Source organism: Comamonas piscis (genome assembly GCF_014109725.1).
Classification (GTDB): domain Bacteria; phylum Pseudomonadota; class Gammaproteobacteria; order Burkholderiales; family Burkholderiaceae_C; genus Comamonas; species Comamonas piscis.
This window is the reverse complement of sequence record NZ_CP058554.1, coordinates 2373477-2398099: the sequence shown is the minus strand read 5'-3', so window position 1 is coordinate 2398099 and position 24623 is coordinate 2373477. Positions and strand designations below refer to the sequence as shown.

The window sequence follows — 24623 nt, the reverse complement described above, 5'->3', positions numbered from 1 at the left end:
GAAGTTGTTTTGGGGGGAAAGATGAAGGGGATGCGCGAAGCGCGCCCAGCATGGCAAGACCCACCGCAGGCCAGCAGCGCTGCGGCAGGTCTGGCCAGCATTTAGGCCATCACTCGTCCAGCGGCAGGCCGCTGCGGTCGCGGGCAACGCCCACGGCGACGATGGAGACCAGCGCACAGAGCACCAGGAAGATGACCACCGGCACATAGCTGCCGCTGTAGTAGGCGATCAGCGCGGTGGCGATCAGCGGCATGGGTCCGCCTACCAGGGCCGCACCAATCTGGTAGCCCAGCGACATGCCGGTGTAGCGGATGTCTGGCGGGAAGGCCTCGGCCAGCAAGGTGCCGATCATCGCGCCATAGCTGGACCAGATGATGCCCAGGCCCACACCGACGGCCAGCGACGCAGCCAACACGGATTTCTGATCGAGCAGCCAGAAGTACGGGAAGATCCAGAGCATGAAGGCGATGCTGCCGCCGATAAAGACCTTCTTGCGGCCGATCTTGTCCGACAGGTGCCCGAAGAACAGCATGCAGGGGAAGGCGATCAGCGCGCAGACCAGCACGATATTGAGAATGGTCGAGCGGGCAAAGCCATGGTCCATCATGTACGAGATGGTGAAGGTGGCATAGAGGAAGAAGGTCGAGGTCTCCACCACCTTGGCGCCGATGGCGATCAGCACTTGGCGCCAGTGGAACTGCAAGGTCTGCTTGATGGGGATGGGCGCGCTGCTGCGGCTGGCCTGGATTTTCTTGAACGATGGTGTCTCGCCCACGGCGTTGCGGATCCACATGCCCACCATCACCAGCACGATGGAGCCCACAAACGGAATGCGCCAACCCCAGGACAGGAAGGCCTCTTCGCTCATGCTCGCGCTCAGCAGCGAGGTGATGATATTGCCCAGCGCCAGGCCCAGCACTGCGCCGGTCTGCGGCACGGCGCCGTAGAAGCCGCGCTTTTTGCGGGGTGAGTACTCCACCGCCAGCAGCACGCCACCGCCCCACTCGCCGCCCAGCGCCAAGCCCTGCATCAAACGCAAAACCGTCAACAGGATCGGCGCCAAGATCCCAATCTGCGCATAGTTGGGCAGCAGGCCCATCAGCACGGTCGACAAGCCCATCATCGACAAGGTCATCGCCAAGGTCTTCTTGCGGCCAATGCGGTCGCCGATGTGGGAGAAGATCACGCCGCCAATCGGGCGGATCAGGAAGGCCAGCGCAAAGGTTGCCAGCGACAGCATCTGGCTGACCAGCGCGTTGTCACTGGGGAAAAACTGCTTGGCAAAAATGATGGACGACATGGTTCCGTAGAGGAAGTAGTCGTACCACTCGATGGTGCTGCCCACCGCGCTGCCTATCAGCGCGCGCCGGCGTTCCGCATCGGGCACCATGGTTTCCTTGTCGGCCATCGTGGCCGAGTGATTCAGAGAGCTGCTGCTCATGTCTCCACCTTCTGTTTGTTGATTTATCAATGTCTGCCTGTGCGCAAGCCTCCGGCCGGCCGACCATTGCGGCGGCGGGCCGGGGCTGCGTCTGTTTTGTAGAAGCGCCGGTTTACATCGACTGGCGCAGCATCTCGACGTAGTCGTCTGCGCTGGCCTCGCGCGGGTTGGTGCGGTGGCTGTGGTCGGCCAGCGCGCCCTTCACGATGCGGTCGAACATGTCCTCAGTCACACCCAGCTCGGCCAGGCCAGTGGGCAGCTGCAGTGCGCGGGATTTGGTGACCAGGGCCTCTTCCACCGACACACCGTCGGGCAGGCCCATGGCCTGCGCCAGGCGCGCGATCTTGTCCTCGCGCACCACCGACTCCGCGCCCCGGTTGAAGCGGATCACCGCTGGCAGCAGGATGGCGTTGAGGGTGCCGTGGTGCAGCTTGGGGTTGATGCCGCCCAGCGAATGGCTGAGGCTGTGCACGCAGCCCAGGCCCTTCTGGAAGGCCAGCGCGCCTTGCAGCGATGCACTCATCATGTTGGTGCGCGCCTCCACATCGGCGGGATCGTGGAAGGCCACTTCGATATGGCGCCAAGCGCGCCAGAGGCCATCGAGCGCAATGCCATCAGCCGGGGGGTTGAAGGACGACGCCAGAAAGGTTTCGATGCAGTGTGCAATCGCATCCATGCCGGTGGCGGCCGTCAGGCCTGCGGGCAGGCCCAGGGTCAGGTTGGGGTCGCAGATGGCGACCTTGGGAATCACATGGGGCGAGAGGATGCCGACCTTGCGGCCATCGTCCAGGATGATGATGGCGCCACGCCCTACTTCGCTGCCGGTGCCCGCCGTGGTGGGCACGGCAATGATGGGCAAGGTGGCTGCGGTGATCTTGAGCGCGCCGCCCTCGATAAGCGCAAACTGGCGCAGCGGCCCTTCATGGCGGGCCGATACCGCCACCGCCTTGGCCAGGTCAATCGACGAGCCACCGCCCACGGCGATGATGCCGTCGCAGGCGCTGCTATGGAGTGCCTCGACACCAGCGCGCACGGCCGTCTCTGACGGGTTGGGCGGAGTGCCGTTGAACACGCCAAACCGGGCAGCACCCAGCGCCTGCTTGACCTGGTCGATGATGCCGGCCGCCTCCACTCCCTTGTCGGTCACGATCAAAGGATTGGTAATACCCAGCTTCTCGCACACTTCCTTCAGTTCCGCCAGCACACCGGCGCCAAAGCGCACTTCGGTCACATAGTTGATCAGAGCCATAACGTTTTACCAGTTATATCCATTGCTATCAGAAGGCCCGAAGTCTAGGCAGCACGGCCCATTCGGTACACTGACGGCTTTCCATACCGATATAACTTTTATTCATGTCCATCGGCATCCCCAGCCTCAATTCCGTCATGTCGCGCCTGCATGCCAAGCAGCTGCGCCTGCTCATCGCCATCGAGGAAAGCGGCTCCCTGCTTGGCGCTGCGGACAAAGTCGGCCTCACGCAGCCGGGCGCCAGCAAGGCGCTGCGTGAGCTGGAGACGACCTTGCAGGTGGACCTGTTCGAGCGCACAAACCGAGGGTTAATACCGACGGAGGCCGGGCACTGCGCACTGCGTTTTGCCCGCCTGATCCAGTCGGACATCAACCAGCTGCGCTTTGAGCTCGATGCCATCGCCAGCGGCGTGGGCGGCCACCTGGCCATCGGCACCATCATGGGCGCGGTGCCGCTGCTGTCCGATGCGCTGTCGAACGTGCTGGCGCGCCAGCCGCATATGTCGGTGGAGATCATCGAAGACACCAGCGAGACCCTGCTGGGCATGATCGAGCGCGGCCAGATCCATGCGGCCATCTGCCGCTCGTCCGTCAGCCGCACGCCCGAGGTCTATGAGTCGCTGTTCATCAAGCAGGAGTCGCTGTCGGTGATTGCCAGCGTGCGCCACCCTGCCATGGGCGCCAAGGCTGTGCAGCTGCAGGACCTGCAGGACAGCCGCTGGCTGGTGTACCGCGCCCGCATGCCTATGCGCCGCTTGCTGGAGCGCGAGTTCCACGAAGCAGGACTTCACTTCCCCTCGCACCTGATCGAAACCACCTCTGCCCTGGCCACCGTCACCATGCTCGGCCGCAACAGCGACCTGGTGGCCCTGGTCTCTGACGACATCGCGAACTACTTCTCGCGCAATGGCCTGGTCGGCATCATCGATCTGACCCTGCAATCGCGCAGCGAACCCTATGAGCTGGTGCTGCGCAAGGGCGCGCCGCGAAGCGCTGCGCTGGGGTTGTTAGTGGATGCGCTGTGCGGTGACACGGCTGAGGGGTGACGGACGCAGCAGCGTATTGGCAAAGCAATAGCGCCGGGCGACGACACTGGTGTCCATCTGGTCTTACAGACATTGCTTGCGTTCAGGAGGTGGCGGGGGGATGGGCACTTAATACACTTATTAGCTTCACTAATGAGTTCCCGCGAAGACATCGCTGAGAATCGAGCGAGAGAACCATGGGCGTAGCCTGCATCGCGCCCACCCCACGAAAGAGTTGCCTGTGCCTCAGCCTCAGTTAAACGCCCAGCCCTGGACCGGCTGGCAGCCGGTCAGCCTGCTGCCTGTGCAACGCAACCATGCCGAGATCTAGCCGGATGTTGCACCCCTTCAACCCCACCGTCCTTGTTCTGGCCGCCGGCTACGGGCGGCGCTTTGCGCAATCGGGTGGTACAACGCACAAGCTCGACGCGTTGCTCGGCGACGTGGCAGTGCTGGACCGCGTACTCCGTAGCGTTGTTGCATCGGGGCTGCCCTACCATGTCGTGCGCCCGCTCTCAGCCCTGTCGCCCGAGATGGATGGCATGGGCCACTCCATCGCCCGGGGCGTGGCAGCCACGGCAGACGCCGATGGCTGGCTTATCCTGCCCGGCGATCTGCCTTTGGTTCGCCCACAGAGCCTAATGGCGGTGGCGCATAGCCTGACCAACCACGCGGTGGTGGTGCCGCAATGCGGAGATCAGCAGGGGCACCCGGTGGGTTTTGACAGGACTTGCCTTGAGGCATTGCTGCAGCTGCAGGGCGACACAGGGGCCAGTGCCATTGTGCGTGGCCATCGGCAAGCCGGAACGGCCCACAGCTTGCAGCTCGATGATCCCGGCATCGCCATTGATATCGACACCTGCGAGGACCTGGCACGGGTACAAGCGCTGCTGGCCAGCGGATATTTTGCGCAGGAGGCTAGCGATGGAAAACGTTGATGCACGGGTATTGCGCACTGCCCGTGACTGGCTGGCCAGCGGACACCGGGTGATGCTCGTCACCGTCGTCAAAACATGGGGATCGTCGCCCAGGCCGGTCGGCTCGATGATGGCCCTGCGCGCAGATGGCCCCTGTGTCGGCTCGGTGTCTGGCGGTTGCATTGAGGACGATCTGGTGCACCGCTACACCAGCGCCTATGGCGCCAGCAGCATGTCGCAGTCCGGCACTGAGCTGGTACGTTATGGCATCACAGCGGACGAGGCCCATCGCTTTGGCCTGCCCTGCGGCGGCACCTTGGAACTGCTGCTGGAGTTTTCGCCTGCGCTGGGCGTGATGGACGACCTGGTGCAGCGCCTGGAGGCGGGGCAACTGGTGCAGCGCACTGTGGATTGCGACTCTGGCGCGGTCCGCCTGGCAGATGCCTTAGCGCCAGAGGCAGTGCAATTTGATGGCACGACTCTTTCGATCACCCTGGGCCCCCAGTACCGCATGCTGCTAATCGGTGCGGGTGCGCTGGCCGAATATGTGGCGGTGATGGCGCTGTTTAACCACTTTGAGGTTACGGTATGTGATCCGCGCATTGAGCACCGCGAGACCTGGTCGGTGGCAGGTGCCAAGCTCAGCACCGAGATGCCGGATGACGCCGTGCGCAGCATGAAGCCCGATACCCGCAGCTGCATCCTGGCGCTGAGCCATGACCCCAAGCTTGATGACCTAGCGCTGCTGGAAGCGCTGCACAGCCCCGCTTTCTATGTCGGTGCCATAGGATCGCGGCGCAATGCCGACAGCCGCAAGCAGCGCTTTATCGAGCACTTTGACGAGACGCATCAATCTCTGCAGCGGCTGCATTCTCCCGTGGGCTTGCACATTGGCAGCAAAACCCCGGCCGAGATCGCGGTGAGTGCGATGGCCGAGGTATTGGCTGCGAAGAACGGCATCTTGCAGCCCCGCACTTGATGGAACCCTAACGGCCCTTGGGTAGGCAGCAGCGGGCCGGTGCGCGGCCCGCTGCGCTTAGAGCAGTTTTTCCGGGGTGATCGGAAGACTGCGGATGCGCTTGCCGGTGGCATGGTAGACGGCATTGGCAATGGCCGCCGGGATGCCGACCATGCCGAGCTCGCCCATGCCTTTGACGCCCAGCGGGTTGACGATGGTGTCGTCCTCCTCCACAAACACGGTTTCGATGGCATGGATATCCGCATTAACCGGCACATGGTAGTGCTGCAAATTGGCGGTCATCACGCGGCCGGTGCGGTGGTCTACCTCGGTCGCCTCTTCCAGTGCCATGCCAATGCCCCAAACCACGCCGCCAATTTCCTGGCTGTGCGAAGCGAGGGGGTTGAGGATCTTGCCGCAGGCAGTGATCTCGATCACTCGGGTGACCTTGACAGTTCCCAGTTCCGGATCCACCTTTACCTCGACAAACTGCGCGCCATGGGCGAGCGATGCGTACTTGTCACGCTCCGGCGACGGGGTGGATTTGTAGACCTCGGTGATCTCGCTGGTGCCTGTGCTGCGCATCAGCTCGGCGATATCGACCCCGCGGCTGGTATCGCTTTTCAGGCGCAAGCGGCCGTCGAGCATCTCCACATCGTCCGCGCTAACGCCCCGCAATGGCGATCCGGCATCCCGATTCGCCAGATCCAGCAGCTTGGCGGTGATCGTCAGCGCCGCGCCGCGCACGGCCGAGCCGACGCTGGAGGTCGTCCAGGAGCCGCCTTGCGCCGGCGCCTGGGGCTGGCGCGTGTCGCCCAGCTCAAAGGTCACCTGGTCCAGCTTGAGGCCCAAGAACTCCGCCGCAATCATCGTCATCACCGTGTAGGTGCCCGGGCCGATATCGCTGGTTGCGCTGGAGACAGTGGCCGTCCCATCGGGGCGGAATGTGATCTTGGCGCTCGCAGGCATCTGCATGGCGCCCCAGACGCTCGATGCCATGCCCCAGCCGACCAGCAGCTTGCCGTCACGCATCGATCGTGGTTCCGGCTTGCGGTTTTTCCAGCCAAATTTTTCGGCGCCCAGGCGGTAGCATTCGCGCAGCGCCTTGCTGGAAAACGGCTTGCCGCTGACCGGGTCCACCTCTGCGTAGTTGACCAGGCGCAGCTCCATCGGGTCCATCTTCAGCGCATAGGCCAGCTCGTCCATGGCACTCTCCAGCGCAAACATGCCGCTGACGGCACCGGGCGCCCGCATCCAGGTTGGAGTGGCCAGGTCGGTGGCGGCGACCTTCAGCGGCATGTCCAGGTTCTCGCAGGCATAGACCTGTTTGAGGAATCCGGTCGTGTTGTCCGAGAAGGTTTCGAACGACGAGGTGTTGTGGAAGGCCTCCTGGATGATGGCCTGCAGCTTGCCATTGGCGTCCGCACCCAGCCTGACCTTCTGGATCGTTTGTGGCCGGTAGCCATGGCCGGTAAACATCTGCGTGCGGGTCAGCACCAGCTTGACCGGCCGCTTGAGTTCGCGGGCGGCCATCGCCGTCAGTGACGGGTAGTAGTTGGGCTTGAGCGATGAGCCAAAGGCGCCGCCCACAAAGGGCGACACCACGCGGATGTCCTCTGCGGGCACGCCCAGCCCTTCGGCCAGGTGCTTTTGCACGCCGTATACGTTCTGGGTCTTGTCAAAGACTGTCAGCTTGTTGCCTTCCCAAAACGCAATGGCCGCATGGGGCTCGATGGGGTTGTGGTGGTTGATGGGGATGTGGTACTCGGCATTGACCTTGACCGCCGCCACCTGCAGCGCCTTGGCCGGATCGCCCCTTGGCGGCGTGTTATCGGAGGCGGGCTTGGCGTTGTCCAGCACCGATTCCAATTCGGTGGCATGGGGCTCGGCCTGGTAGCTGGCCTTCACCAACCGCGCCGCATAGCGCGCCTGCTCATAGCTCTCAGCCACTACCAGCGCAATCGGCTGGCCGTTGAAAAACACCCGGTCCGATTGCAGCGGCCAGGCCCATTGCGGGGCTGCGTCGGCAGCGGGCGCCTTGCCCAGCCGCCCGGCATTGCGGTGCGTAAACACGCGCACCACACCAGCGGCCTGCTCGGCCTCGCGGGTGTCAATGGCGGTGATGCGCCCCTTGGCTACGGTGCTGAGCACCACAAAGCCATAGGCGACATGCGGAACCTGGAACTCGGCCGCGTACTTGGCCTTGCCGGTGACTTTGGCGATCCCGTCCACGCGGGTCGTCTCTTTACCTAAATAACGTGCCATGGTGATTCTCCTTCGCCCTTAACCCAGTTGGGCGGCACGCATCAGCGCACGCACCACGGAACGTTGACCCAGCTCCACCTTGTAGCCGTTGTGCGCCAGCGGCTTGGCACCGGTCAGCGCCACTTGGGCTGCCTTGGCAAAGATTGCTTCGCTGGGGCGCTGGCCCACCAAGGCCGCCTCGGCCTCCGCACTGCGCCAGGGCTTGTGGGCAACGCTGCCCAGCACCACACGCGCCTGGCGGATGGTGCCACCCTCCAGCTGCAGGGCAGCCGCCACCGACACCATCGCGAAAGCGTAGGAGCTGCGGTCCCGCACTTTGAGATAGTGCGAATGTTTGGCAAACTCCGCTGCCGCAACCGGCAACTCAATGGCCAGGATCAGATCGCCGTGTTCCAGGTTGTTGTCCCGCTGCGGCGTATCGCCCGGCAGACGGTGGAAATCGATGACCGGGATCAGCCGCTCGCGCCCATCCGTCGCCCGCACGCGGACGCTGGCATCGAGCGCATACAGCGCGTTCGCCATATCGCCCGGATAGGTGGCCACACAGGCTTCGCTCCAGCCCAGCACGGCATGGATCTTGTTCAGCCCTTCGCGGGCACCGCAACCGCTGCCGGGCTCGCGCTTGTTGCAAGGCGTCGCGGTGTCGTAAAAGTAATTGCAGCGCGTGCGCTGCAGCAGATTGCCACCATTGGTCGCCATATTGCGCAATTGCCCCGAGGCGCCGGCCACGATGGCCTGGGTCAGCAGCGGGTAGTTCTCGCGCACCAGTGGGTGGTTGGCCGTCTCGGTATTGGTGGCCAGCGCACCCAGAGATAGCCCCGCGCGGCTGCGCTGAATCTGCCGCAAAGGCAGTTGGCGAATGTCGACCAGGCGCGTGGGCCGCTCCACATCTTCCTTCATCAGATCGACGAGGTTCGATCCGCCAGCGAGAAACTTGGCGCCCGGCACACCGACCATGGCGGACGAGACAGCGGCAGCATCCGCTACCCGCAGGTATTCAAACGGTCGCATGGCCATCCTCCTTGTGTGCGGACGCGGTTTGCGTATCGGTGGCATAGCCCCAGGTCTGGGCCGCTTGGCGGCCAGAATGGACCTCTTGCACAGCCGCAACGATGCCCGGGTAGGCACCGCAGCGGCAGATGTTGCCGCTCATGCGCTCCTTGATCTCGTCATCCGTCAGGCGGGTTGTCGTTTTGCGCACGTCGCCAGTGACATGGCTGACATGGCCACGCTGTGCCTCCGCCAACACACCGACGGCCGAGCAGATCTGGCCCGGGGTGCAGTAGCCGCACTGGAAGCCGTCATGCTTGATAAAGGCGGCCTGCACCGGGTGCAGCTGGTCGCCCTTAGCCAGGCCCTCGATGGTGGTCACCTCGCGCCCTCCCAGGGTCGCCGCCAAGGTCAGGCAGGACAGCACGCGTTGGCCATCTACCAGCACAGTGCAGGCGCCGCATTGCCCTTGGTCGCAGCCTTTCTTGGAGCCCGTCAACGCCAGGTGCTCGCGCAGCGCATCGAGCAGTACCACCCGCGAATCAAGCTCCAGCGTTTGCGCTGCGCCATTGACTTGGAACGCCACTTTGACCACGTTCTGCGCCTTGATGGGCGCTACCGCCGCGCCATCTGCCAGCGGCATCTGCGCCAGCGCGGCTTCTTGCGCCAGCAGGTCGGCGGCAAACAGGCCCACACTGCCTGCGGCGGAGTTGATCATAAAGCTGCGCCTAGCTTTGCCTACGCCTTGGAGTTGGGGCATTTGCTGGAGCAAGGCCGCTTCGTCGGCACTGAGCTCGACCGGTAGATCGGCGTCGTTGAGATGTTTCATCGTGGGTTCCTTGTTTACGCGCCGGGGGAAGGCGCATGCGAGGGGATACGGAGAACCAAGCGGCTGCGTTCTAGGCGACGCATGCGGGTTTGGTGTGCAGCGGGGAAATGGGTGTCAGAGGGGGTAGCTGCGGTCTCCTGTTTCCAAACTGCCCGCGGCGATCAGGGCGAGAGCGGTTCCACCGCCCAAACCCTGGACCGATTGCAGCGCAAGCTTCTCCATCCTAGTGCTTCAGGCTGCCCGCCTAAGTCGGACAGCAACCCTGCTTGTGCGGCTGTTTGGTCGTACGCAGGCGCCCATGTATCCCGCTTTGCTCAAAGGCCTATCTTGAGATGCCTTGGCTTCGTTGACTAGCTAATGAATTCTTCTAGACCTTATTACTTCAGCTAATCAATGGCCTGTGCGACACTTTCGCGATGGTCAAACGCAACCTCAACGACCTTCTGTACTTTGTGACCGTCGCCCGTGAGGGAAGCTTCACACGCGCGGCCTCGGTGCTCGGGGTCACCCAATCGGCACTCAGCCAGGCCGTCAGCGGTCTGGAGGCGAGGCTGCACATTCGGCTGCTCACGCGCACCACGCGCAGCGTGTCGCCCACGGCGGCCGGCGAGCGGCTGCTCAGCGCCATCGGCCATCGCTTTGACGAAATCGACGCCGAGCTGCACCAACTGACCGAAATGCGCGACAAGCCCAGCGGCCTGGTGCGCATCACCTGTGGCGAGCATGCGGCGCGCGCCATCTTGGTGCCCAAGCTCGCGCCCTTGCTGCTGGAGTACCCGGACATCAAGGTCGAGTTCGATGTCAACTACGCTTTGCGGGACATCGTGGCAGACCGCTTCGATGCCGGGGTGCGTTTTGGCGACACCATCGACAAGGACATGATCGCCGTCCCCATCGGACCCAAGTTGCGCATGGCGGCTGCCGCATCGCCCGCTTACTTCCAACGCCACCCGCTGCCCAAGACGCCGGGCGACCTGATCCAGCACAACTGCATCAACATGCGTATGCAGACCGCTGGAGGCTTGTGGACCTGGGATTTTGAGCGCCGGGGCAAGCAGCTGAGCGTTCGGGTAGATGGGCAGGTCATCTTCAACACCTCCCCCAGCATCGTTGATGCAGCGCTGGCAGGCATGGGCATCGCGCACCTGCCCGAAGACGAGTTTGCGCCCCACCTGGAGCAAGGCCGCTTGGTGCGGGTGCTGGACGACTGGTGCCCCCCCTTCCCAGGCTATTACCTGTACTACCCCAGCCGCAGGCAGCCCTCCCTCGCTTTTTCGCTGGTGCTCAATGCGCTTCGGGCCACACCGCTGCCCCTTGCCATCGGCCAGGGAGCCGCATAAGGCAGGCAGACGACTGCACATGGGCTGGCAGAGTCAGCGGAGCAGCCGCAGGCTCTGCACATCGCCATCACTGCCCAGAGCCGGGATGAAGTGGGCGCCTTTTATGCAGAAGCCATGGCTGCGGGTGGGCGTGACAACGCTGCTCCGGGCTGGCGGGCCTTTACGCCAGTCGCAAAGCCCAGAGCACATCCAGCACATGCTGCGTGGATCGCTCCACATGCCCTGCGCGGTAGGCCATTCCAAGCCGCCGCCACAAGGCCGGACGCAAGGGGCGCATGGCGATGCGCTGGTCTTGCGATGGCGCACTGGCCTCATGGGGCAATAAGGCGGCGCCATAGCCAGCGGCGACAAGGCTTTTGATGGCGTCGTTGTAGTTGAGCTGGATCCGCGCCACCGGATGCTGGCCGCCAGCCGCAAACCACTCCGTGGTCTGGCGCGAAAGCCGCGTGCTGCTGTCATTGAGGATGAGCGGCTGTGCTGCCAGCCATTCCGGCGTGATGCGGGCGGGGCTTTTCCAGTGCGTGGGCACAAAGGCCATCACCGGGTCGCGCCGCCATGGCTTGATGACCAGCCCGGCCACCGCTGGCTGAGGCAATGCGACGATGCCAATGTCCAAGGTCCCATCGACCAACCGGGACAGCGTCTCTTCCGACGCAAGCACCGCAATCTGGGTGTCGATGCCTGGGTGTTGCTGGCGCAGCACCTCAAGCGCTTGCGGCAGCAGATGCGCGATCACGCCGGTCGACGCACCCAGCCGAGCACGCCCTTCAAGGCCCTGCACCTGGCGCTGAACATCGTCCAAGGCCTGTTCGGCATCGTCCAGCAAGCGGCGTGCGCGCTCTACCAGCGCCTCCCCAATGACGGTCGGTTTGATGTGGCCACGCTTGCGTGACAGCAGCGGCGCTCCAATGCGGTCTTCCAGTTCCGTGATGTGGAGGCTGACGGTAGGCGCCGCCAGGTTCAAAGCGCGCGCTGCCTCAACAAACGAGCCCCGGTCGGCAATGGCGACCAAGGTCCGCAAACGGTCCAGGCTGATTTCTCGCATACCCACATCCAAATGAAGAAAATCTGAATGTTAGCGTTGTGAAATTCAACTTTCATTATTTTGGACATTGCAGGAACATCTAGGGATGCTCTGCAAAACCCTCGCCAAGCGGGATGGACGCGGATCGGGATGAGCCGCAAGGCGTCTTTTGCAGTCAATAGCCGTAGCTATTGACAAGGAAGACAACGCAGCGGATCGCCCGAGCCCGCGTTCAGACCACGGCAGGGAGTTTTGCAGAGGGTCCCTAGGCCCGTTCCCAGGAACATGATCCACACCGAAGAAAGTACCCAGCGTATGCGCGCACCTGTTGTTTTTATCGATGGCGACCAAGGCACCACGGGCCTGCAAATCCACGAGCGCCTGCACGGCCGGACCGATATCCGCCTGCACACACTGGCCGCAGCGGACCGCAAGGATCCCCAGCGCCGCGCGCAGGCCATCAACGCCTGCGACATCGCCATCCTCTGCCTGCCAGATGCCGCAGCGCGCGATGCGGTGGCCACCATCGTCAACCCCGCTGTCCGGGTGATCGACGCCAGCTCCGCCCACCGCAGCCATCCGGATTGGACCTATGGCTTCCCCGAGATGGCACCCGGCCAGGCAGCGCGCATTGCCAGCGCAAGCCGGGTCAGCAACCCCGGTTGCTACCCGACGGGTGCCATCGGCCTGCTGCATCCGCTGGTTCGGGACGGCCTCCTTCCTGCGGACTACCCCATCAGCATCCATGCGGTGTCCGGCTATTCCGGACGGGGGCGAGCCGGTGTGGAGGAACATGAAGGGGACGGTGCCCGCCAGGCCCCTGCCTACCAGGTGTATGGCTTGGCACTGGCGCACAAGCATGTGCCGGAGATCCAGCAACAGGCCAGGCTCGGCCAGCGCCCCATTTTTGTGCCTGCCTACGGCGCCTTCCGCCAGGGCATTGTGCTGACCGTACCGCTGCTGTCGCGGCTGCTGGCGCCCGGTACAACCGGCGCAACGCTGCATAAATGCCTAGCACGCCACTATGCGGAGGCATCGCAGGTCAGCGTCTTGCCGTTGCAGGAAACCCAGGCGCTGCAACACCTGGACCCCCAGGTGCTGAACGGCACCAACCACATGCAGCTGGGTGTTTTTGAGAATGCGGAGCACGGCCAAATTCTGCTGTCAGCGGTTTTCGACAACCTCGGCAAGGGCGCATCCGGCGCGGCGGTGCAGAACCTGGATTTGATGCTGGGGCAGTGACGCACACGGGGGTTGACTACCCAGCGTTGGCTGACCCTAGGTTACAAAGATTGCCTTGCCAGCATCGTAAGTTAATGTAATAAAAATACTGCTAGGATCGGGCCTAACACCCAGGCATCTCAGGGTCAAACTCGTTCCCATTCAAAGGCATTTATCACCGCACTGGTGCGCTGGTGCGGATACAGACACCGCCATGGCTGAATTTTAAGTTCCTGAATGGATGAACACCACCAAATAACAAATAGCACATGAACACCAAGCAGATTGCGATCGCAGCGGCCAGCCTTGCCATGCTGGGGGGATGCACGCCTTATGCCTACCAGGGACGTATGTCCCTGGATGAGCAACTGAAGATCCGCCAAGATGTGGAAGCCTCAAGGCGCGAAGCCGCCCGGGATTTTGAGAAATACGCAGCTATTTGCCTGGCAGAGTTTCCGAATGCCACCGACGCCAAGAACGATGGCAACCAGCATCTGTCCGACCAATGGGCGGTGAATGTGGCCATGGTCTCTGATGGCGATCCGCTGGTCTGTTCCATCAACCGGGACAACCTGACCGTGGAGCGCATCCACAGTGGCTCGCGCACGATGGCGCTGGGCGAGTACCGGGCTTACCTCAATGGCGAATTGGCGCCCAGCGCCTACCAGTCCAAAGATGTCTCGCTGGGCTCATCGGACAAGTACCTGCTGGCACCGCGCCCTACCCTGCAACTGTCGCGCCTGGTATGGGATGACCTGGCTGCCCCTGAGCGCCAGTTGCTGGAAGCGAACTACAGCATCGACTACTTCGCAGCCGCAGAGTTCGGCACCATCATTGATGTGCAAGGGGTGGATGAATCCACGCCGGGCACCCACGCGGGCGCGGCCATTGGCAGCGCCGTCGCCAGCGCCGCCTACATTGACCGCGCCATTCGGGGTGGACACAGTTATTCCGTCGGGGTCAACCTGGCGGTCGGGATATTGGGGGCCGTGCTCGGCTCGCTGGCGGACAAGCCTGCCGTCACGCAATTCCAGTTCCGCTACACCGTCAAGAAAGGCGATGGCGAGCTGGACTATGTCCACCACACACAGGAATCGGCCTTCCGCAGCTCGCCTGGCACCTGCGTGCTGTTGCCCACTTTGCAAGCCGCCACCCAGCAGCTGTGCGAACAGACCAGCGACAGCCTGAGAAAACGCCACCTGGCCAAGCTGCAAGCGGCAGCGGCGACTGCAGCTGCGGCTGCAGCGCCCACTGCCCAAGCGGATTGATGGTGGGTTAAAGCTTGCAGCTGCCGCGCTGCGCCAGGTGCTGCTGCTTGCTAAAACGCTTGCGGGGGCCGAGATGGGGTGGCGTCAGTCATTGCGCGGCGATCGGCTTGGCCTCAAAAATCGCCCCACCCATGCAGCGCACCTGGTCAAATTCAGGCGCCTGCCAAAACCAGGCCATCCGAATATCCCCGCCCGTCCTCAGGTCACAGAACGCGCCGCATCACGGCGGATCGACATCACACCAATCAGTCCAATGATGGCCGCAGCAATCACAAAATACGCGGGCGATTGGCGGTTCTCGGTCATCTGCACCAGCTTGACGGCCACATAGGGGGCGGTGCCACCGGCGATGATCACGCCGAAATTCCAACCCGTGGCTACGCCGGTGTAGCGGTATTGGGGCTGGAACAGCAAGGGCAGCAAGGTGTAGGCGCTGACCTGGGTGGCGACAGTGTTGAGCATCAGCACTACATAGGCCCAGGCGGCAACCGTCAGGCTGCGCTCCATCAGGCCCATCATCGGGTAAGTCAGGATGATGTAGCCGATCAGGCCGACGAGCATCAGGCGGCGCAGGCCGATGCGGTCACCGATATAGCCGCCCAGCGGCATCAGCAGCGCAGACAGGCCAATGGCCAAGGTGGCGACCCAGTACACATTGCCGGCGGGGTAGCCCAGTTGCTTGACCAGGTGGATGCTCATGTAGGTCAGGCCGATGTAGGCCGTGCCATTGGTGGCGGCGCTGATGGCGGTCGATTGCAGCAAGGCCTTGGTCTGCAGGCGGAAGACGGCGCCAATGGGCGAATGCTCTTTCTTCTCGGGCTTGCCCTCATAGGTTTCGCGCACGCGGGTACGGGCCCAGATGCACAGCAGGGTCAACGGCAGCGCCAGCAAAAAGGGAATGCGCCAGCCCCAGGAGCTCATCTGCTCGGGCGTGGTCAAGGCAGTGACCGCACCGGCCACGGCCGCTGCCACGGCAAAGCCGCCTGTCGACCCCATCGGTGTGAAGGCGCCAAAGGTGGCCTTCATGTGCGGGGGCGACGACTCCGAGATAAAGGTGGCCGAACCCCCTACTTCGCCACCGGCCGAGAAGCCCTGCAGCAGCCGCACCAGCACCAGTAAGGCGGTGGCAAAGTAGCCCATCTGCTCAAAGGTGGGCAGCAGGCCCATCAAGGTGCTGCCAATACCCATGCAGATGAGGGTGCCCATCAACGCCGTCTTGCGGCCGTACTTGTCGCCGATATGGCCAAACACGATGCCGCCCAGCGGCCGCACAAAGTAGGCCGTGCCAAACACCGCCAGTGCGGCCAGCAGCGATACCGTGGGGTCGCCGCTGGGGAAGAACAGCGGCGCAATCACCACCGCCATATAGCCATAGAGGCTGAAATCGTAGTACTCGATCAAGGTGCCCACAAAACCCGAAACCGCTGCGCGTTTGGCATCGGCGGGTGCTCCGCTCTCACTGGCCTGCGCGGCTGTGCCAGCGCTCAAGGTGTTCGCATTCGTCATGATTCATCCATTCGGAAAGGTGGTTGGATTAGGGCAGCCCCACAAGAGCCACCCCGGGGTTCACATCGGCGCCGAGGGCTTTATTGCCCCCTTGTCTCGTGGCACCGGTGTTCAAGACGGAAACCGGGAAATCGGGAAGTGCTGGGGTGTGTAGGTGCTAGGGCACGACGACTCCTTTGCCAATGGCCTGGCGCTGGCGCACGGCCTCCAGCGCAGCAGGCGTTTCTTCCAGCGAGAAGCGCTGGGAAATCAGCGGCCGCAACCGCCCCTGGGTGTAGAGCTCAGCAAGGGCCTCAATGTCGGCCACCACATGGGCGCGCTCGCGCTGCAGGTAGTCGCCCCAGAACACGCCAACGATGGCGCAGCCTTTGAGCAGCGGCAGATTGAGTGCAATGCGCGGAATCTCGCCGCCCGCAAAGCCAAGCACCAGAAAGCGCCCGCGCCAGGCGGTGCTGCGCAGCGCCGGCTCGCTGAAGCGCCCGCCCACCACATCGCAGACCACATCCACCCCCCGCCCGCCGGTGATGGCCTTAAGCCGCTCCCGCAAATCCTCGCGCTCGTAGTCGATGGTCTCGTCCGCGCCATGCGCGCGGCAGGCGGCCAGTTTTTGCGGCGACGAGGCTGCCGCAATGACCCTTGCGCCCATGGCCTTGGCCAGCTCGATGCAGGCAATGCCCACACCGCCGGCTGCCCCCAGCACCAGCACCGTCTCGCCAGCCGCCAGGCCCGCCCGGTCGCGCAGTGCGTGGTAGGCCGTGCCATAGGTCATCAAGAGGGAACCCGCCACCTCAAACGGCAGGCCGGCCGGCATGGGGAAGAGCGCAGCAGGCTGCACGCGGATCTGCTGTGCAAACGCGCCCCAGCCCACAAAGCCGATCACGGCCTGGCCTTGGCGCACGCCCTGCACCTCGGCGCCTACCTCTTCGACCACGCCAGCAAATTCACCCCCAGGGCTGAAGGGCAAGCTGGGCTTGAACTGGTAGCGGTCTTCGATGATGAGGGTGTCGGGGTAGTTGATGCCAGCCGCCTTGACGGCGACGACCACCTCGCCGGGGGCAGGCTGCAGCGCAGGCAGATCGCGCAGCTGCAGCGCCGACGGCGGGCCAAACTGTTCGCAGACGACGGCCTTCATCGCGCACCTCCTTGCTTGAACATCCGGCGTACCACCGACTCGGCCACACAGGCCGGTTTGCTCTCGCCCTCCAGCTCTACCGTCGCGTTGAAGAGCATCTGCACACCGCCTGCAACCAGGCTGACCTCCGCCAGCACAAAGCGGCTGCGCACCCGGCTGCCCGCCCGCACTGGCTGCATAAAGCGCACCCGGTTCAGGCCGTAGTTGATGCCCAGGTCGCAAAACGGCAGCAGCCCGGGCATAAAGTCCTCGTAGTGTTTGCCGAGCAGGGACAGGGTCAAAAAGCCATGCGCAATCGTGCCGCCAAAGCCCGACTCCTGCGCCGCGCGCGCCGGGTTCACATGCACCCACTGAAAATCCCCCGTCGCCTCGGCAAAGCGGTCGATGCGGGTCTGGTCCACCTCCACCCAAGGGCTGAGATACAGCGCGCTGCCGGTCAACGCCTGCAGATCGTCCACGCTCTGGCAGACGGGCGCCTGCAGGCCATCATGGTCCTGGGCGGGCGGGTTCCGTAAATCGTTCATATCGCCTCCTTAGCGCCCCGTGAACACGGGGCTGCGCTTGTGCAAAAAGGCCTGGACGGCTTCCTGGAAATCCTCGGTCATGAGGCCCAGCACCTGGGCGTGGTTCTCCAGCTCAATGGCTGCGGCCAAGCTCGGGGCATCCAGGTTCTGCCACATCAGGCGCTTGGTGTGGGCCGTGGCATATGGCGCATGGGCGGCGATCTGGCGCGCGCACTGCAAGGCGCGATCCAGCAGCTCGCCAGCAGGCAGCACCTCGCTGACCAGCCCTATGCGCAGTGCTTCGTCCGATGCAACCGGGCGGCCGCTCAGCATCAGCTCAAAGGCACGACCGGCGCCGATGAGGCGCGGCAGGTGATAGCTGATGCCGCATTCGCCGGCGGTGATGCCGATCTTGATGGCCCCCACATGGAAGGCCGCCTGCTGCGCGGCAAAGCGCACATCGGCCGCTAAGGCCAGCGCCATGCCCGCGCCGACTGCCACGCCGTTGACGGCGGCGATCACCGCCACGCTGGTATCGCGCAGGCGCTGCACCAGGCCGGCAAAGCTCTGCTGCAAGTCCATGTTCTCGCGTACGGTGGCCGGCAGCTGCCCGTTCTCGTCCAGCAAGGATTTGAGGTTCAGCCCGGCGCAAAAGCACTCCCCCTCGCCGCTGATGACCAGCACGCGCAGGCTGGCATCCGCCAAGCAGGTATCCAGCAGCGTATGCAGAAACTGCAGATCGGGCAGGCTCAGCGCATTGAGGCGCGTGGCGCGTGTCAGGCGCAGCAAGGCAATGCCCGGCTGCAAGGTCTCGATGGTGGCGGCATCGTTTGGCATGCGGGCGCCCTCCTTCAAGCCTGTGCGGCCAGCAGCTCTTGGCGCAGCACGCGCTTGAGCAGCTTGCCGTTGGCATTGCGCGGCAGCAGGCTATGGCTGACGGTAAAGCTCTCCGGCACCTTGTAGTCGGCCAGGCGTTCTGCGCAAAAGCGGCGCAGCGCCTCGGCCTCAGTGTGCTTGTCGTCGCGCAGGGTCACAAACACATGCACGCGCTCGCCCAGCACCGGGCAGGGTTTGGCCACCACGGCGGCCTCCAGCACATCGGGGTGCTCGCACAAGGCGTTTTCCACCTCCACGCTGAAGATCTTGTAGCCGCCCCGGTTGAGCATGTCCTTGCGGCGGTCCATCACATAGACAAAGCCCTGCGCGTCCATGCGGCCCACATCGCCGCTGCGCCAGTAGCCATCGACAAAGTTCTCCTGCGTGGCCGGCGGGTTGTTCCAGTAGCCCTTGGCCACCATCGGGCCCTTGAGCCAGAGCTCACCCACCTCATCGGCCGGCAAGGCGCGGCCATCGTCGTCCATCACCGCGATATCTGCACAGGGCAGCGCCAGGCCCACGCTGGCCAGGTGCGTGCGCGTCAGCTGCGCGGGCATCACCGCCACCGGCGAGGTGGTCTCGGTCGCGCCATAGCAGTTGGACAGGCGCAGCCCTGGCAGCCACTGCGCCAGCCGGTCGATGGTCTCCGGCGGCATGGGCGCGCCGCCAAAGCCGCCCACGGTCCAGTGCGACAGGTCATGCTGGCGGTAGTTCTCCTGCAGCAGCAACAGCTGGTACATCGCCGGCACCATGATCGTGAAGCTGATGCGCTCCTGGGCGGCCAAGGGCAGCATCTCGGCCGCCTTGAAATGCGGCACCACCACCAGGGTGCCGCCCAGGCCCAGGGTCACCGCCATCAGCGCCACCAGGCCGGTGACATGGCTGAGCGGCACTACGGCGCAGCCCCGCACCGAGGCATCCAGCCCCAGCGCCTGCGCGTAGTGCAGGATGGTATGCACAATGCCCAGGTGGGTCAGCATCGCGCCTTTGGGGAAACCGGTGGTGCCCGAGGTGTAGACCAGCATCGCCAGGTCTTCCTCGTCCAAAGCCTCGCACTGCGGCAGTGGCGCATGGGCCAGCAGTTGCGCAAAGGCCTGGGCGGCATCGGGCGCGCCGCCCACCACCACCTGGTGCCGCAGCGCCGGCGTCTCGCCCATGCCGGCCACCACGGCGCCTAGCGCAGCGTCATGGACCAGCACCACCGCCTCGCAGTCGCGCAAGATATAGCCAATGCCGGCCGATTGGTCGCGGGTGCTGAGGGGCACCACCACCGCGCCGATGGCCATCGTGGCGTAGGAAGCAATCACAAACTCGGGGCCATTGCCCAGCAGCAGCGCCACTCGGTCGCCCTTGGCCACACCGCGTGCCCGCAGAGCGGCCGCCACGCGCAGGACCTGGTCTTGCAGCTGCGCCCAGCTCAGGCGCTGCGCGCCGCAGACCAGGGCCTCGGCCTCAGGTTGGCGCCGGGCGGCCTGCTGCCACATGCTGATGACATCGTTGGGTCGCTCGGCAAAGCAGCGCATCACACGCTGGTCGTAATGGGTTTCCAGCCGCAGCTGGGGGGCGGTTGTGGGCGTGGGTGTGGACGCGGTCATGCTCATCAAGCCTCCTGCAGCACGGCTGCCTCGGGCACGCCAGCACGGCGCGCGGCGCTGGCCAGCGCCTCCTGGCACTCGGCCACCATGCGCTGCACCAGCGCTTCGCATGTGGGCACATCGTTCACCAGGCCCACCACCTGGCCGGCCCAGACCAGGCCGCCATCCACATCGCCGCTGTGCAGTGCGGCACGTCCGCGCTGGCCGGCGACCAGCGGGTGGATCTCGGCAAACTCGCAGCCGCCGGGCCGGCGCTCGGTGGCCACCACCTGGTCCGAGATCGCGTTCTTCAGCACCCGGCCGGTGTTGCGGAAGCTGCGGAAGATCAGCTGGGTATCGCGCTCGCTGGCGTTGACCAGGGCGCGCTTGATATCGTCGTGGATGGGGGCCTCGACCGTGGCGCAAAAGCGCGTGCCCATGTTGACGCCCTCGGCGCCCAAGGCCAGCGCAGCGGCCAGGCCGCGCCCATCGGCAATGCCGCCCGATGCGATCACCGGAATGCGCAGCGCGCGGGCCGCCAGCGGGATCAGCACCAGGCCGGCCACATCGTCCTCGCCCGGGTGGCCGGCGCATTCAAAGCCATCGATGCTGACGGCATCCACCCCATTGCGCTCGGCCGACAACGCATGCCGCACGCTGGTGCATTTGTGGACGATGCGCATATGGCCGCGCTTGGCTTTTTCGATAAAGGCGACGGGGCTGTTGCCGGCGGTCTCCAGCACACGCACACCGCTGTCGATCACTGCATCCAGGTAGGCCTCATAGGGCGGCGGCTTGGCCGACGGCAGAATCGTCAGGTTCACGCCAAAAGGCTGGTCCGTCATCTCCCGGCAGCGGGCGATCTCGCGCGCCAGCGCCTCGGGCGTGGGCTGGGTCAGCGCCGTCAGCACGCCCAGGCCCCCGGCGTTGGAGACGGCTGACGCCAGCTCCGCCGTGCCCACCCACTGCATGCCCCCCTGGATGATCGGGTAGCGGATGCCCAGCAATTGCGTAATACGTGTCTTCATAGGATGCCCGTGGCTTGCGTTCATGAATGGGTGGGTCGATCAACGGCTCAACGGCCTTGAAACCGCGCCGCGCGCTTCTCGCGGAAGGCGCTGATGCCTTCCTGAAAATCGGCCGTGCCGGCGCACTGGGTAAAGCTCTCCGCTTCCTTGTCGAGGTGGGCGTCGAGGCCGCGCTCCAGGGCGCTGCGCAGCAGCTGCTTCATATGGCCCAGCGCATGGGTCGGGCCCTGGGCCAGGCGCTGCACCAGGGCCTCGGCCTCGGCGGCCAGGCTGTCCTTGGCGACCACGCGGTTGACGAGGCCCAGGCGCAGGGCCTCGGCCGCCTCCAGGTTGTCGCCCAGCAGCGCCAGTTCCATCGCCTTGCGCAGGCCCAGCACACGCGGCAGGCCCCAGGAGGTGGAGCAGTCGCAGCTCGCGCCGATCAGCGGATAGGCCACGCCAAAGCGCGTGCCTTCGGCGGCAATGGCCAGATCGCAGGCCAGCATCAGCCCCAAGCCGCCACCCGCCGCCGCGCCCTGCACGGCGCAGACCACGGGCGCCTGCAAGGCCGTCAGCAGGCGGATGCCGCCATGCATGCCGGCAATCAGCGTTGCTGCGGCCTGCTGCGGATCAGCGCGCATTTCATCCAAGTCGCCACCGGCCATAAAGGCCCGGCCTTCGCCGCTGATGAGTACGGCACGCACCAGCGGATCGCCGGCAATGTCCTGGCAGGCCTGGTGAAAGGCGGCTGCCATGCCACGGTCAATGGCGTTGAGCGCCTGGGGGCGGTTGAAGCGGATATGTGCCACGGCGCCGCTGCGCCAGTGCAGCACGCTGCCGTCGGGTTTCTGGTCGGGATAGGTCATCGCAAGCGCTTCAGTGGCTGGTGCTGTAGAAGGCGGCGGTGGCGCCCAGGTTGTCGCGTGCGCGGGCCAGCTCGGCGCGGGCAATGGCGCGCAGGTGCACCTCGTCCGGGCCGTCAAAAAAGCGCATCGCCCGGCCCCAGGACCAAAGGTAGGACAGGGGCGTATCGGGCGTGATGCCCATGGCGCCGAACACCTGGATGGCGCGGTCCAGCACACGGGTCTGCAGCTGCGCCGCCACCAGCTTGATGGCGGATACATCGATGTGCGCGGCCTTGTTGCCGAACATGTCCATCTTCCAGGCCGCCTGCAGCACCAGCAGCCGCGCCTGGTCAATCTCTACGCGGGACTGGGCGATCCAGTCCTGCACATTGGCGTAATCGCTCAGGTGCTTGCCAAAGGCGCGGCGGGTGAGTGCGCGCTCGCACATCATCTCGACCGCCAGCTCGCACTGCCCAATGGTGCGCATGCAGTGGTGTACCCGGCCAGGGCCCAGGCGCGCCTGCGCCAGCGCAAACCCGCTGTGCTCCTCACCCAGCAGGTTGCTGACGGGAACGCGCACATCGGTATAGGTCACCTCACAATGCCCTTCGGGGGCATGGTGGTGCATGATCGCCACGTTGCGCACGATGTTCAGGCCCGGCGTGTCCAGCGGCACGATGACCATCGAATGGCGCTGGTGGCGGGGCGCATCGGGGCTCTCGTCGCTCACCCCCATGACGATGGCGAACTTGCAGTTCGGGTGCAGCGCGCCGGTGGTGAACCACTTGCGGCCGTTGATCACGTACTCATCCCCTTCGCGGCGGATGGTGGTGCAGATATTGGTGGCATCGGACGAGGCCACATCGGGCTCGGTCATCGAGAAGCAGGAGCGGATGCTGCCGTCGAGCAAGGGCTTTAGCCAGCGCTCATGCTGCTCGGGCGTGGCAAACAGGTGCAGCAGCTCGGTGTTGCCGGTATCGGGTGCATTGCAGTTGAACACCTCGGCCGACCAGTAGACCCGGCCCATGATTTCGGCCAGAGGGCTGTACTGCATATTGCTCATGCGGGTGCCGGGCTCATCGTCTCGCAGACCGGGCAGGAAGAGGTTCCACAAGCCAGCCTCGCGCGCCAGCTGCTTGAGCGGCTCGACCACTTCGGTCGGGTAGGCGCCGGTGGCGGCGATGCGCTCGTAGTCGTGGTAGCGGGGCACCACATGGCGCTCCATGAACTGGCGCAGCGTGCGCTGCATCTGCTGCGTGTCCTCGGGGTACTGGAAGTTCAAGAGCGTCTCCTCGGTAAAAATTCAAAACACCACCGCTGGCGCCTCGATGGCCTCCAGCCCGCGCTGCGCCAGGGCCTGGGCCATGGCGCCCACCTCCGAGGCGTTGTCTGCTACCGCATTGCCCCGCGCGGCGCGGGCGGCAATGCCTTCAAAAATGACAGCCCAGCGCATGAATGCAAAGGCCCAATGGAAAGGGGCAGCCTGGCGGGCCGGATCGCTGCGGCCGGCGCGTTGGTAGAAGTGCGCCAGATACTCGGACTCGGACGGAATGCCCAGCGCAGCCAGATCCAGCCCGCGCAGCCCGCCAAACTCCTCGGGCAGGGTGCGCCAGGCCACCGTGTTGAAGGCCACATCGGCCAGCGGATGGCCCAGGGTGGACAGCTCCCAGTCCAGCACCGCCACCACCTTCGCCTCCGTAGGGTGGAACAGCAGATTGTTGAGCTTGAAATCGCCATGGGTCAGCGTGGTTTCGTCATCGCTGGGGCGGTTGGCGCCCAGCCAGGCCAGCAACTCATCGATGGCCGGGTTGGGCGCTATGCGCGACAGATCCCACTGCTTTTGCCAGCGCTGCAACTGCCGCTCAAAAAAACCGCCCTCCTTGCCAAAGCCCTCCAGCCCGGCGGCGCGCCAGTCCACCGCATGCAGGGTGGCCAGGGTATCGGCCATCGCCAGGTAGATCGCGCGGCGCTCGGCTGGGCGCATGCCGGCGAGTGCGTTGTCGTTGAACACCCGGCCTTCGACCTTTTCCATCAGGTAGAAAGGCGTGCCGACCACCTCGTTGTCTGCGTGGTAGAGCAGCATCTGCGGCACGGGCAGCGCCGTGCCCGCCAGCGCCTTCATCACGCGGTACTCGCGGTCCACCGCATGGGCCGATGGCAGCACCTCACCCGCGGGCTTTTTGCGCAGCACCATGTGCCGGCTGCCGTAGCTCACAAAGAAGGTCGGGTTGGACTGCCCGCCGCCAATGGCCTGCAACGCCATCTCGCCCTGCAGCCCTGGCAACTGCGCGCGCAGAAAGTCGTCCAGGCATGCTGGGTCAAAGGCTTGCGGGTGGGCAGAGGTGGTGCTGAAGGGGGTCATCGCGCAAGGGGTTTGGGTGGGTTGCAATGGCAGGCAGGCAAAGCTGCGCCCCGGCCGTCCATAAACGGCATCCTGGGGTTGAACGTGGAAAAAACGCGCTTAGCGGCGCGCAGGACGGCGTAGCGCCAGGGCGGCCGTGCCAAGGCGGTGCAAGGGAGCAGCTGGGCTTTGCGCCAGGCGAATGAGGGATGCGAACATGGCTTGTCTCCTGTCTTTGCTATTTTTAGCCATCATGCGGCCAGCCGCCCCACCCGGCCCCCACCCGATGTGGGTGGCTCGGGTTTCCCCCTG

Annotated in this window: 21 protein-coding genes; 6 read left to right on the top strand and 15 right to left on the bottom strand. The window is 64.7% G+C overall.

The window, feature by feature from the left end; translation table 11 throughout:
* Positions 1-109: 109 nt before the first annotated feature.
* Positions 110-1441, bottom strand: a complete 1332-nt coding sequence (locus tag HS961_RS10700; protein WP_182327769.1) for an MFS transporter — start codon at positions 1439-1441, stop codon at positions 110-112.
* A gap of 112 nt (positions 1442-1553) precedes the next feature.
* A complete protein-coding gene (locus tag HS961_RS10695) occupies positions 1554-2690 on the bottom strand; it encodes an iron-containing alcohol dehydrogenase (RefSeq protein WP_182327768.1) in 1137 nt (378 codons plus the stop codon).
* Between the two features lie 104 nt (positions 2691-2794).
* Here HS961_RS10695 and HS961_RS10690 point away from each other — a divergent pair, with 104 nt between their 5' ends.
* From HS961_RS10690 to HS961_RS10680, 3 genes are all read left to right on the top strand, one after another.
* Entirely contained in the window at positions 2795-3736 is a 942-nt protein-coding gene (locus HS961_RS10690) for a LysR family transcriptional regulator (RefSeq protein ID WP_238347889.1), read from the top strand.
* Between the two features lie 314 nt (positions 3737-4050).
* Positions 4051-4653, top strand: coding sequence for a nucleotidyltransferase family protein (locus HS961_RS10685; protein WP_182327767.1), 603 nt, complete (start codon positions 4051-4053; stop codon positions 4651-4653).
* Positions 4640-5611, top strand: a complete 972-nt coding sequence (locus HS961_RS10680; protein ID WP_182327766.1) for an XdhC family protein — start codon at positions 4640-4642, stop codon at positions 5609-5611. The genes HS961_RS10685 and HS961_RS10680 overlap by 14 nt, the downstream gene beginning before the upstream one ends.
* 57 nt (positions 5612-5668) lie before the next feature.
* Here HS961_RS10680 and HS961_RS10675 read toward each other — a convergent pair whose 3' ends face one another.
* The 3 genes from HS961_RS10675 to HS961_RS10665 are packed head-to-tail and all read right to left on the bottom strand — an operon-like array spanning position 5669 to position 9674.
* Entirely contained in the window at positions 5669-7855 is a 2187-nt protein-coding gene (locus HS961_RS10675) for a xanthine dehydrogenase family protein molybdopterin-binding subunit (protein ID WP_182327765.1), read from the bottom strand.
* A gap of 18 nt (positions 7856-7873) precedes the next feature.
* The gene (locus HS961_RS10670; protein WP_182327764.1) at positions 7874-8866 is read right to left on the bottom strand and encodes an FAD binding domain-containing protein; all 993 of its coding nucleotides are present in this window, start codon (positions 8864-8866) and stop codon (positions 7874-7876) included.
* A complete protein-coding gene (locus HS961_RS10665) occupies positions 8853-9674 on the bottom strand; it encodes a 2Fe-2S iron-sulfur cluster-binding protein (RefSeq protein ID WP_182327763.1) in 822 nt (273 codons plus the stop codon). The genes HS961_RS10670 and HS961_RS10665 overlap by 14 nt, the downstream gene beginning before the upstream one ends.
* Positions 9675-10090: 416 nt before the next feature.
* On the opposite strand from HS961_RS10665, the gene HS961_RS10660 reads away from it, so the two are divergent.
* On the top strand, positions 10091-11014 hold the full coding sequence (locus tag HS961_RS10660) for a LysR family transcriptional regulator (protein WP_182327762.1): 924 nt from the start codon (positions 10091-10093) through the stop codon (positions 11012-11014).
* Positions 11015-11174: 160 nt separating this feature from the next.
* Here HS961_RS10660 and HS961_RS10655 read toward each other — a convergent pair whose 3' ends face one another.
* Positions 11175-12059 (bottom strand): LysR family transcriptional regulator, encoded by an 885-nt coding sequence (locus tag HS961_RS10655; protein WP_182327760.1) that lies wholly within the window; start codon positions 12057-12059, stop codon positions 11175-11177.
* A 294-nt stretch (positions 12060-12353) separates the two neighbouring features.
* Here HS961_RS10655 and argC point away from each other — a divergent pair, with 294 nt between their 5' ends.
* Both argC and HS961_RS10645 read left to right on the top strand, forming a co-directional pair.
* Positions 12354-13280 carry an N-acetyl-gamma-glutamyl-phosphate reductase gene (gene argC / locus HS961_RS10650; RefSeq protein WP_182327758.1) on the top strand — a complete coding sequence of 309 codons (927 nt, stop codon included), beginning with the start codon at positions 12354-12356 and terminating at the stop codon, positions 13278-13280.
* A 248-nt stretch (positions 13281-13528) separates the two neighbouring features.
* Positions 13529-14527, top strand: coding sequence for a hypothetical protein (locus tag HS961_RS10645; RefSeq protein WP_182327756.1), 999 nt, complete (start codon positions 13529-13531; stop codon positions 14525-14527).
* Positions 14528-14725: 198 nt separating this feature from the next.
* Here the strand turns inward: HS961_RS10645 and HS961_RS10640 are convergent, their stop codons facing one another.
* From HS961_RS10640 to HS961_RS10600, 9 genes are all read right to left on the bottom strand, one after another.
* Entirely contained in the window at positions 14726-16033 is a 1308-nt protein-coding gene (locus tag HS961_RS10640) for an MFS transporter (protein WP_182327755.1), read from the bottom strand.
* Positions 16034-16190: 157 nt separating this feature from the next.
* Entirely contained in the window at positions 16191-17165 is a 975-nt protein-coding gene (locus HS961_RS10635; RefSeq protein ID WP_182327753.1) for an NADPH:quinone oxidoreductase family protein, read from the bottom strand.
* Entirely contained in the window at positions 17162-17689 is a 528-nt protein-coding gene (locus HS961_RS10630) for a MaoC family dehydratase (RefSeq protein WP_182327751.1), read from the bottom strand. Before HS961_RS10630 ends, HS961_RS10635 begins: the two co-directional genes overlap by 4 nt.
* A 9-nt stretch (positions 17690-17698) precedes the next feature.
* The gene (locus HS961_RS10625; RefSeq protein WP_182327749.1) at positions 17699-18505 is read right to left on the bottom strand and encodes an enoyl-CoA hydratase/isomerase family protein; all 807 of its coding nucleotides are present in this window, start codon (positions 18503-18505) and stop codon (positions 17699-17701) included.
* Between the two features lie 14 nt (positions 18506-18519).
* Complete coding sequence (locus HS961_RS10620) at positions 18520-20145, bottom strand: class I adenylate-forming enzyme family protein (RefSeq protein ID WP_202883147.1); 1626 nt, start codon at positions 20143-20145, stop codon at positions 18520-18522.
* Positions 20145-21146 (bottom strand): NAD(P)H-dependent flavin oxidoreductase, encoded by a 1002-nt coding sequence (locus HS961_RS10615; protein WP_182327747.1) that lies wholly within the window; start codon positions 21144-21146, stop codon positions 20145-20147. The genes HS961_RS10620 and HS961_RS10615 overlap by 1 nt, the downstream gene beginning before the upstream one ends.
* 47 nt (positions 21147-21193) lie before the next feature.
* On the bottom strand, positions 21194-21991 hold the full coding sequence (locus HS961_RS10610; protein ID WP_182327745.1) for an enoyl-CoA hydratase/isomerase family protein: 798 nt from the start codon (positions 21989-21991) through the stop codon (positions 21194-21196).
* A gap of 10 nt (positions 21992-22001) precedes the next feature.
* Entirely contained in the window at positions 22002-23252 is a 1251-nt protein-coding gene (locus HS961_RS10605; RefSeq protein WP_238347888.1) for an acyl-CoA dehydrogenase family protein, read from the bottom strand.
* A 21-nt stretch (positions 23253-23273) separates the two neighbouring features.
* The gene (locus tag HS961_RS10600) at positions 23274-24332 is read right to left on the bottom strand and encodes a phosphotransferase family protein (protein ID WP_182327743.1); all 1059 of its coding nucleotides are present in this window, start codon (positions 24330-24332) and stop codon (positions 23274-23276) included.
* Positions 24333-24623 lie beyond the last annotated feature (291 nt).

Coding starts and splice junctions, on each gene's coding strand:
- HS961_RS10620 (WP_202883147.1), bottom strand. CDS start 20,145: ATGAGCATGACCGCGTCCACACCCACGCCCACAACCGCCCCCCAGCTG.
- HS961_RS10640 (WP_182327755.1), bottom strand. CDS start 16,033: ATGACGAATGCGAACACCTTGAGCGCTGGCACAGCCGCGCAGGCCAGT.
- HS961_RS10670 (WP_182327764.1), bottom strand. CDS start 8,866: ATGCGACCGTTTGAATACCTGCGGGTAGCGGATGCTGCCGCTGTCTCG.
- HS961_RS10690 (WP_238347889.1), top strand. CDS start 2,795: ATGTCCATCGGCATCCCCAGCCTCAATTCCGTCATGTCGCGCCTGCAT.
- HS961_RS10655 (WP_182327760.1), bottom strand. CDS start 12,059: ATGCGAGAAATCAGCCTGGACCGTTTGCGGACCTTGGTCGCCATTGCC.
- HS961_RS10625 (WP_182327749.1), bottom strand. CDS start 18,505: ATGCCAAACGATGCCGCCACCATCGAGACCTTGCAGCCGGGCATTGCC.
- argC (WP_182327758.1), top strand. CDS start 12,354: ATGCGCGCACCTGTTGTTTTTATCGATGGCGACCAAGGCACCACGGGC.
- HS961_RS10630 (WP_182327751.1), bottom strand. CDS start 17,689: ATGAACGATTTACGGAACCCGCCCGCCCAGGACCATGATGGCCTGCAG.
- HS961_RS10665 (WP_182327763.1), bottom strand. CDS start 9,674: ATGAAACATCTCAACGACGCCGATCTACCGGTCGAGCTCAGTGCCGAC.
- HS961_RS10645 (WP_182327756.1), top strand. CDS start 13,529: ATGAACACCAAGCAGATTGCGATCGCAGCGGCCAGCCTTGCCATGCTG.
- HS961_RS10610 (WP_182327745.1), bottom strand. CDS start 21,991: ATGACCTATCCCGACCAGAAACCCGACGGCAGCGTGCTGCACTGGCGC.
- HS961_RS10685 (WP_182327767.1), top strand. CDS start 4,051: ATGTTGCACCCCTTCAACCCCACCGTCCTTGTTCTGGCCGCCGGCTAC.
- HS961_RS10695 (WP_182327768.1), bottom strand. CDS start 2,690: ATGGCTCTGATCAACTATGTGACCGAAGTGCGCTTTGGCGCCGGTGTG.
- HS961_RS10680 (WP_182327766.1), top strand. CDS start 4,640: ATGGAAAACGTTGATGCACGGGTATTGCGCACTGCCCGTGACTGGCTG.
- HS961_RS10675 (WP_182327765.1), bottom strand. CDS start 7,855: ATGGCACGTTATTTAGGTAAAGAGACGACCCGCGTGGACGGGATCGCC.
- HS961_RS10700 (WP_182327769.1), bottom strand. CDS start 1,441: ATGAGCAGCAGCTCTCTGAATCACTCGGCCACGATGGCCGACAAGGAA.
- HS961_RS10660 (WP_182327762.1), top strand. CDS start 10,091: ATGGTCAAACGCAACCTCAACGACCTTCTGTACTTTGTGACCGTCGCC.
- HS961_RS10615 (WP_182327747.1), bottom strand. CDS start 21,146: ATGAAGACACGTATTACGCAATTGCTGGGCATCCGCTACCCGATCATC.
- HS961_RS10600 (WP_182327743.1), bottom strand. CDS start 24,332: ATGACCCCCTTCAGCACCACCTCTGCCCACCCGCAAGCCTTTGACCCA.
- HS961_RS10635 (WP_182327753.1), bottom strand. CDS start 17,165: ATGAAGGCCGTCGTCTGCGAACAGTTTGGCCCGCCGTCGGCGCTGCAG.